The organism is Nesterenkonia sp. K-15-9-6, assembly GCF_052656005.1.
The window spans coordinates 23,512-32,072 of record NZ_JBQYEY010000035.1 but is presented as its reverse complement, the minus strand read 5'-3'; the positions used below and the strand labels follow the sequence as shown (position 1 = coordinate 32,072).

The following is an 8,561-nucleotide window of genomic DNA, read 5'->3' as shown; positions in this document are numbered from 1 at the left end:
GGAAGCTAAGACCCACAGCGCCGATGGTACTGCACACGGGAGTGTGTGGGAGAGTAGGTCACCGCCGGACACCACTTAGGACGAGAGCCGGGTTGAAGGATCACTGTTGATTCTTCGACCCGGCTCTTGTTGCGTCTGCCCTCAGCGCTGACAGGCGCTCACTCCCGTCATCCTTCGGCACGGAAGGTATCCTGGATCAGTGAACTCTCGATATGACGACCGTCGCGGCCCGCGTCGCAGCCGCCCTGACCGTCCCGAGGAGCGTAGCGCCGGTGCCTCCCGTTCCAGGGGAGACCTGCGCCGCTCCAACCGTGAGGACCGTCCGCGGTCACCGGAGATCGATGAGGACGTCACGGGCAAGGAGCTGGACCGGGAGGCGGCCTCCCAGCTGGGCACGCTCAATGACACCAACCGCACCTGGGTGGCCAAGCATCTCGTGATGGCCGGACGCCTCATCGACGTGGACCCGGCATTGGCCCAGGAGCACGCGTTGGCGGCGTCGCGGCGCGGCGGCCGACTCGCCGTCGTGCGCGAGGCTGTGGCGCTGACCGCCTACGCGGCGGGCGACTTCTCCGAGGCGCTGCGTGAGTTGCGCACCTACCGGCGGATCAGCGGCGACCAGTCCCACCTCCCGGTCCAAGCGGACTGCGAACGCGGGCTCGGTCGACCGCAGAAGGCTGTGGAGCTGGGGGAGAGCCCCGAGGCCCAGCGACTCACCGGTGCGGTCCGCGCGGAGCTGGCCATCGTCGTCGCCGGGGCCCACACAGATCTGGGCGACCACGCCTCAGCCGTGACCGCGCTTGAAGTCCCCGAGCTGCAGCGCGATCGCGCGTTCAGCTTCTCACCCCGTCTCTTCACCGTCTACGCCGATGCCCTGGAGGCTGTCGGCCGCGGCGAGGAGGCGGAGCAGTGGCGCCGCCAGGCATTCGTCGCGGAGAGGGCCCTCGGCGCAGGCGCCTTCGAGTCTCCGGAGATCATGGACTTCGACGACGAACCTGCAGAGCTGCCCAAGGTCAAGGACGTGATGGGCGGTGCCCCCAGGCCTCGAGCGGGTGAGGACCAGGGATGACGCGCGCCGTGATCGACCACCATGATGGCGTCCTCTTCGACCTCGACGGCGTCCTCTATGCGGGTGCCGGAGCCGTGGACGGAGCGGTCGAAGCTCTGGCCGAGCTGCGGCGTCGGGAGATCCCGTGCGCGTTCGTCACCAACAACGCCTCCCGTTCGGCAGAGGAGGTCGCCGGCCATCTCACTGATCTCGGCATGCCCGCCTCCCCCCACGAGGTCTTCGGTTCGGCTCCTGCCGGAGTGAGCCTGATGGCACGGGAGATCCCGCGGGGCGCCCGGGTGCTGGTGACCGGGAGTCGGTATCTGCGTCAGCTGGTCGAAGACGGAGGGTTCCAGGTCGTGGACTCCGCCGCCGACCGGCCTGCCGCCGTCATCCAGGGCTTCGACCCCCAGCTGCGCTGGATCGACCTGGCAGAGGCCGCCTATGCGGTCAACGACGGCGCCCGCTGGTTCGCCACCAACTGTGACCTGACCATTCCGCGGGAGCACGGCATCGCACCGGGGAACGGCGCGCTGATAGAAGCAGTCGGCCGTGCCACCGGGACCATCCCGACCGCCGCGGGCAAGCCGGAGCCCGTGATGTTCGTGCAGGCCGCCCAGGCTCTCGGTCTGCAGGCCCCTCTGGTCATCGGCGATCGGCTGGACACCGACATCCTCGGCGGCAACCGGGCGAGATTCACCACCGCCCTGGTGCTGACCGGCATCGACACCCGGGAATCGGTCGGGGCGGCCGAAGCCGCCAGCCGTCCGGACCACATCCTCGAGACCCTCGCCGACCTCTTCGCCGAAGACCTCGCAGGAGCCACCGCATGACCGAGCAGCACCCGGAGCCGGCAAGCCCCCACCAGGGGGAGTCGGTGACCGACATGGAGATCGACGAGCTCGACGCCCACATCACCGAGGCCGAGCACCTGCACCGGCAGCTGTCGGAGCGCCTCGAGGCCACGGGGCGGCACTGAGCTTCGATGGACGGTGACGCCCCATGAGCTCCGAGCGACTGGACCGAGCTCTCGTCTCCCGCGGCCTGGCGACGAGCCGCAGCCGGGCCGGGCAGCTCATCCGTGCCGGTTCCGTGCGCGTGGACGGTCGCGCAGTGTCCAAGGCGGCGACGACGGTGCGCACCTCCCAACGAGTGGAGGTCACCGAGGACGACCCCTGGGTGAGCCGGGCGGCTCATAAGCTGCTCGGGGCTCTCACCGCCTGTCCGGAGATCGCTGTGCAGGGGCGTCGATGCCTGGACGCCGGATCCTCCACCGGCGGATTCACCCAGGTGCTGCTGGCGCAGGGAGCCCGGCGGGTGGTCGCCGTCGATGTCGGCCATGACCAGCTGGCGCCCGCACTGCGGGAGGATCCCCGTGTGGAGAACCATGAGGGTCTGAATCTGCGTGGCCTGAGCCCTGGGCAGCTCGGCGAACCCTTCGCCCTCATCGTCGCGGACCTGTCCTTCATCTCCCTGCGACTGGTCATGGCCCCACTGGCCGGACAGGCTCGTGCCGGGGGCGATCTGCTGCTGATGGTCAAGCCCCAGTTCGAAGTGGGCCGCGAGAGACTCGCCCGCACCGGCGTGGTCACCAGCCCGGAGCTGCGCCGGGAGGCGGTGACCGCCGTCGTCGGCTCGGCCGAGGAGCACGGACTGCACCTGCTCTCCGCCCACCGGTCCCAGCTGCCCGGACAGGACGGCAACCTCGAGTTCTTCCTGCACCTGAGACGCTCCGAGACGTCGACCGGGGCCAGCAGCGGCCCGGCGAGTGCCGCTAGGCTGGACCAGGTCGACTACCGCGACTGACCGGCACCGGCCTGGGACCGGGTGGCACGGACCAGCACCACGGCGAACGAACTCTGGAGGAGGCCCTATGACGGAGGCGCACGGAAGCCGGGAGATCCTCGTGCTCGCCCACACCGGTCGCCACGACGCCGTCGACGCCGCCGCCGCGGTGGCGGAGCGTCTCCATCAGGCAGGACTCACCCCCGTCATGCTCGAGCGGGACATCGCCTCGCTGGGACACCTCGTCGGAGACCGGCTGCGGGACGTCCCGATCGCCGTCGCCGACACCGATGTGCCGCTGTCGCGCTGCGAGGTCGGCATGGTCCTGGGCGGCGACGGCTCTATCCTGAGGGCCGCCGAGCTCGTCCGCGGCGCGGACCTGCCGCTGATGGGCATCAACCTGGGTCATGTCGGGTTCCTCGCCGAATCCGAGCGCACCGAGCTCGACGCCTCCGTCCAGTGGGTGGTCGAGCAGGACTACACCGTCGAGCGTCGCATGGCGATCGATGTGCAGGTCTGGCAGTCCGGCGACCATATCGGCAGCACCTGGGCGCTGAACGAGGCCAGCGTGGAGAAGCACGCGCGGGAACGCATGGTGGACCTGGTCGTAGAAGTCGACGGCCGCCCCATCTCCGCCTTCGGATGCGATGGCGTCGTGATGGCCACCCCGACCGGCTCCACCGCCTACGCCTTCTCCGCGGGCGGCCCCGTGGTCTGGCCCGAGGTGGAGGCCCTGGTGATGGTCCCGATCTCCGCCCATGCCCTGTTCGCCCGGCCGCTCGTCGTCGCACCGGAATCCGTGCTGGCCGTCGAGGTCCTGCAGCGCGAGGAGGAGCAGGGGGTGCTCTGGTGCGACGGACGCCGCGCCACCGAGCTGCCGGCCGGCTCCCGTGTCGAGGTGACCCGATCCGCCGAGCCCGTCCTGCTCGCCCGGGTCAAGCAGACACCGTTCTCCGAGCGGCTCGTGGACAAGTTCAACCTGCCCACCTCCGGCTGGAGGGGACCCGTGGATGCGGCGAACACCGTCCAGGGCCCGGACCACCCCACCGATCACCCCATGGGGGGAGAGATGACCACAGGAGCCCGACACCTCGAGGAGGGACCCACCTCGTGATCGACCACGTCACCATCACCGACCTCGGCGTCATCGAACGCGCCGAACTCGAGCTCCACCCCGGCCTGAACGTGGTGACGGGCGAGACCGGCGCCGGCAAGACGATGGTCGTCACGGCCCTGGGGCTGCTCCTGGGCGCCCGGGCGGAGGCCGCTGCTGTGCGCAGCGGCGCGCCGCGCGCCGCCGTCGACGCCGAGCTGCAGGTGCAGGCGGACCATCGGGCCGTGGAGCTTGCGCGTGAGGCCGGCGCGTGGTTCGACGACGAGGAGGCCGCGGAGGCGCCGACGACGCCGGACGCCACGCCGAGGTCCACGCTTCTGCTGGGGCGCGCGGTCAGCGCCAAGGGCCGGAGCCGGGCCAGCGTCTCCGGGCGCAGCGTGCCGGTCTCCCTGCTCGGCGAGATCGGCTCATCTCTGGTCACCGTCCACGGGCAGACCGACCAGCTCCGCCTGAAGTCCGCCGCCGCCCAGCGCCGGGCGCTGGACAGCTACGCCGGCGAGGAGTTCGCCGCACTGGCCCGCGACTACCGGGCCCGCTACGAGGCCTACCAGGCCCGGCGCGCAGAGCTGGAGGAGATCACCACCCACGAGCGGGAACGTCGGCTGGAGGCCGAGCAGCTGCAGCAGGCGCTCGAACAGATCGATGAGGTGGACCCTCAGCCGGGGGAGGACGACCGGCTCAAGGCCGAGTCCCTGAAGCTGGAGAACGTCGAGGGGCTGCGTGAGGCGGCCCGGTCCGCGCAGCAGGCGCTCGCCGGCCCGGACGCGGCGGAGGCCGTCGGAGACGCCCCGCACGCCGTCGAGCTGGTCGAAGCGGCCTCGACCGCGCTGGGCCCCGTGCAGGACCAGGATGAGGAACTGGCCGCGATCGCTGAGCAGATCAGCTCGGTCTCGGGACTGCTCAACGACGCCGCCTCCCAGCTGGGCATCTATGCCGCCGGACTCGACGAATCGGGCCCCGAGCGCCTGGCGGAGGTGCACCAGCGACGAGCCGACCTCGACCGCCTGGTACGGCTGTACGGCCCCGACGTCGACGCGGTCCTGGCTTGGGCCGAGGAGTCCCGGCGACGCCTGGGGACCCTGCAGTCAGACACCGACCGCCTCGAGACGCTCTCTGCGGAGATCGAGCGTCTCGAGGAGGGACTGCGTACCGACGCCGCCGAGCTGCGACGCCGCCGCGCCGAGGCCGGGCGTCGTCTGGCCGAGGCGGTCGGAGAGGAGCTCGCCGCCCTGGCGATGCCGCATTCGCGCATGGTCGTGGAGGTCACCGAGACCGAGGAGCTGGGCCCTCATGGGGCGGACGCTGTGACCATGCTGCTGGCTCCGCACGCCGGCGCGGACCCTCTGCCGTTGGGCAAGGGCGCCTCCGGAGGTGAGCTCTCCCGCGTGATGCTCGCCCTCGAAGTGGTGCTGGCGGCCCACGATTCGGCCGGCACGTTCATCTTCGACGAGGTCGACGCCGGGGTCGGCGGCAAGGCCGCGGTGCAGATCGGACGTCGCCTCGCGATGCTGGCCCGCCATGTGCAGGTCATCGTCGTCACCCATCTGCCGCAGGTCGCCGCCTTCGCCCAGCATCATGTGCGGGTCTTCAAGTCCTCGGTGGGGGACGGCTCCGGGAGCGGCGGGTTCACCGCCACCGACGTCTGGACCCTCGACGAACAGGAGCGGGTCAGCGAGCTGGCCCGCATGCTCGCGGGCCAGGAGGACTCCGACTCCGCCCGTGCCCACGCCCGCGAGCTGCTCGAGGCGGCCTCCGGAGTCTGAGGTCTCCGCTCGCGCACCCGGAGCTGGGAGGAGGCGAGTGGCCGACGTCGCACCTGCCGGTGCCGCGGCGGGGTACTGCCGGTGGACCGGTGCTGATAGTCTTGAACTCCGTGGTGCATCGAAACAGTTCTCGGAACCAGTCCAGTCCCCAGACCCCCCGTCAGATCTTCGTGACCGGTGGCGTCGTCTCCTCTCTCGGCAAGGGGCTCACCGCCTCCTCCCTGGGGCATCTGCTCCGGGCCCGCGGCCTCTCGGTCGTCATGCAGAAGCTCGATCCGTACCTGAACGTGGACCCGGGCACGATGAACCCCTTCCAGCACGGCGAGGTCTTCGTCACCGAAGACGGCGCCGAGACGGATCTGGACATCGGCCACTACGAGCGCTTCCTGGATGAGAACCTCGACGGCCTGAACAACGTCACCACCGGGCAGATCTACTCCTCGGTGATCGAGCGTGAGCGTCGCGGCGACTACCTCGGCGACACCGTCCAGGTGATCCCGCACATCACCGATGAGATCAAGCGCCGCATGCGTCTGCCGGCCGAGGCCGACGGCGAGCGGGACGCCCCGGATGTCATCATCACTGAGATCGGCGGAACAGTCGGTGACATCGAGTCCCAGCCGTTCCTGGAGGCGGCCCGTCAGGTGCGGCAGGACGTCGGGCGGGAGAACGTCTTCTTCCTCCACGTCTCCCTGGTTCCCTACATCGGTCCGAGCCAGGAGCTGAAGACCAAGCCGACCCAGCATTCGGTGGCGGCGCTGCGCAGCCTCGGCATCCAGCCCGACGGCATCGTGCTGCGCTCGGCCGGGGAGCTTCCTCAGGACGTGCGGGGCAAGATCTCCCGGATGTGCGACGTCGACGAGGACGCCGTCATCAACTGTCCCGACGCGCCCAGCATCTACGACATCCCCCGGATCCTCCACAAGCAGGCCATCGACGCCTACGTGGTGCAGAAGCTGGACCTGAAGTTCAAAGATGTCGACTGGTCCAAGTGGAACCGCCTGCTGGACGTCGTCCACCACCCCGACCACGAGGTCGAGGTCGCGCTGGTCGGCAAGTACATCGATCTGCCGGACGCCTACCTCTCAGTCACCGAGGCGCTGCGCGCCGGAGGCTTCGCCCACCGGGCCAAGACCAAGATCCGCTGGGTGGCCTCGGACCTGTGTGCCTCCGAGGAGGGCGCGGCCAAGGCGCTGGAGGGCGTGGACGCGATCTGCGTGCCCGGCGGGTTCGGAGTCCGCGGCCTCGACGGCAAGATCGGGGCCTTCCGGCACGCCCGGGAGCACGGCATCCCCGCCCTGGGGCTGTGCCTGGGCCTGCAGACCATGGTCATGGAGTACGCGCGCAACGTGGTGGGCATGACGGAGGCGAACTCCACCGAGTTCGACCCGGACACCGCCTACCCGGTGATCGCGACCATGGCCGAGCAGAAGGACATCGTCTCCGGCGACGGCGACTTGGGCGGCACCATGCGGCTGGGCGCCTACGACGCCGTCCTCGCCGAGGACAGCGTGGTGGCCGAGACCTACGGCGCCACGGCGATCTCCGAGCGTCACCGCCACCGCTACGAGGTGAACAACGCCTACCGTGAGCAGCTGGCCGAGGCGGGACTGGTGTTCTCCGGCACCTCCCCAGACGGCCGTCTGGTCGAGTTCGTGGAACTGCCCCGGGACCAGCACCCCTACTACGTCTCCACGCAGGCGCATCCGGAGCTGAAGTCCCGTCCCACCGACGCCCACCCGCTGTTCGCCGGTCTGATCAAGGCCGGCCTGGACCGTCGCGCCTGATCCGGCGCCCGCCGCCACGGTGGAGGACCAGGAGCTCCGGCGCCGCCATCGCCGCCTGCGCGAGGCGGTGCCGGAGAGCCCGGTGGGGCGAGAGATCCAGGACTACCTGACCCACCTGCGCATCGAGCGCGGCTCGGCGGCGAACACCCTGGCTTCCTACCGCCGGGACCTGCTGCGATACGGAGCTCACCTGCTGGAGCAGGGGATCACCGCGCCCCACCAGGTGGGGGAGGACACCGTCGCCTCCTACCTGCGTGCGCTCAGCACCGGCGACGACGGCGGCGCGCCGCTGGCGGCGAGCTCCATGGCCCGGGCGCTGGCCTCGGTGCGGGGTCTGCACAGGTGGTGGGCCGCGGAGGGGCGCACCGCCGGGGACCCGGCGGCGCAGGTTGCCGCCCCGAAGCCGCGGCAGTCTCTGCCCAAGGCACTGACCATCGACCAGGTGCGCCGTCTGCTGGAGGCTCCGGACACGAGCACGCCGCTCGGACTGCGGGACAGGGCCCTGCTGGAGTTCCTCTACGCCACCGGCACCCGCATCACCGAAGCCGTCAGCCTCGACGTGGACGACCTGGTGGAGCTCCGGGACTCTGCTCACCAGGACTCTGAGCACCGGTCCCAGGACGGGCTCGTCGTGGTCCGGGTCACCGGCAAGGGCGACAAGCAGCGGATCGTGCCGGTCGGCAGCTTCGCCCAGCGGGCGCTGGCCGACTATCTGACCGCGGGACGCCCCGCGCTGGCCGAGGCGGTGAGCCGATCCGCCACGCGCCGGCCCGGCTCACCGGGCCTGTTCCTCAACCAGCGGGGCGGCCGGCTCTCCCGCCAGTCCGCCTGGACCGTGCTGCAGCAGCACGCCCGGGCGGCGGGCCTGGAGACCGACGTCTCACCCCACACGTTGCGGCACTCCTGCGCGACCCACATGCTGGAGGGCGGGGCCGGCATCCGCCTGGTCCAGGAGATGCTGGGCCACGCCTCGGTGACCACCACGCAGATCTACACCAAGGTCACCGCGGAGGCGCTGCAAGAGAGCTACGTCTCCGCCCACCCTCGGGCCCTGTGAGCGCCCG

The 8,561-nt window shown here is 70.7% G+C and carries 8 protein-coding genes and 1 rRNA gene; all 9 read left to right on the top strand.

The genetic code is table 11. The annotated features are described in order from the left end of the window. Positions 1–70, top strand: a 5S ribosomal RNA gene (gene rrf, locus SD455_RS15610); the annotation flags it as partial. A gap of 129 nt (positions 71–199) precedes the next feature. Next, entirely contained in the window at positions 200–1,069 is an 870-nt protein-coding gene (locus SD455_RS15605) for a hypothetical protein (protein WP_445508650.1), read from the top strand. Then, positions 1,066–1,881: an HAD-IIA family hydrolase gene (locus tag SD455_RS15600; RefSeq protein ID WP_344683207.1), complete on the top strand. Its 816-nt coding sequence runs from the start codon at positions 1,066–1,068 to the stop codon at positions 1,879–1,881. Before SD455_RS15605 ends, SD455_RS15600 begins: the two co-directional genes overlap by 4 nt. Further along, entirely contained in the window at positions 1,878–2,027 is a 150-nt protein-coding gene (locus tag SD455_RS15595; protein ID WP_170922677.1) for a hypothetical protein, read from the top strand. The genes SD455_RS15600 and SD455_RS15595 overlap by 4 nt, the downstream gene beginning before the upstream one ends. Before the next feature lie 23 nt (positions 2,028–2,050). After that, complete coding sequence (locus SD455_RS15590) at positions 2,051–2,854, top strand: TlyA family RNA methyltransferase (RefSeq protein WP_445508649.1); 804 nt, start codon at positions 2,051–2,053, stop codon at positions 2,852–2,854. 67 nt (positions 2,855–2,921) lie between these two features. Beyond that, positions 2,922–3,947, top strand: coding sequence for an NAD kinase (locus SD455_RS15585; protein ID WP_445508648.1), 1,026 nt, complete (start codon positions 2,922–2,924; stop codon positions 3,945–3,947). Further along, positions 3,944–5,710 (top strand): DNA repair protein RecN, encoded by a 1,767-nt coding sequence (gene recN, locus SD455_RS15580; RefSeq protein ID WP_445508647.1) that lies wholly within the window; start codon positions 3,944–3,946, stop codon positions 5,708–5,710. The genes SD455_RS15585 and recN overlap by 4 nt, the downstream gene beginning before the upstream one ends. 92 nt (positions 5,711–5,802) lie before the next feature. Continuing rightward, complete coding sequence (locus SD455_RS15575; RefSeq protein WP_445508651.1) at positions 5,803–7,497, top strand: CTP synthase; 1,695 nt, start codon at positions 5,803–5,805, stop codon at positions 7,495–7,497. 19 nt (positions 7,498–7,516) lie between these two features. Further along, positions 7,517–8,554 carry a site-specific tyrosine recombinase XerD gene (locus SD455_RS15570; protein WP_445508646.1) on the top strand — a complete coding sequence of 346 codons (1,038 nt, stop codon included), beginning with the start codon at positions 7,517–7,519 and terminating at the stop codon, positions 8,552–8,554. Positions 8,555–8,561: the final 7 nt, after the last annotated feature.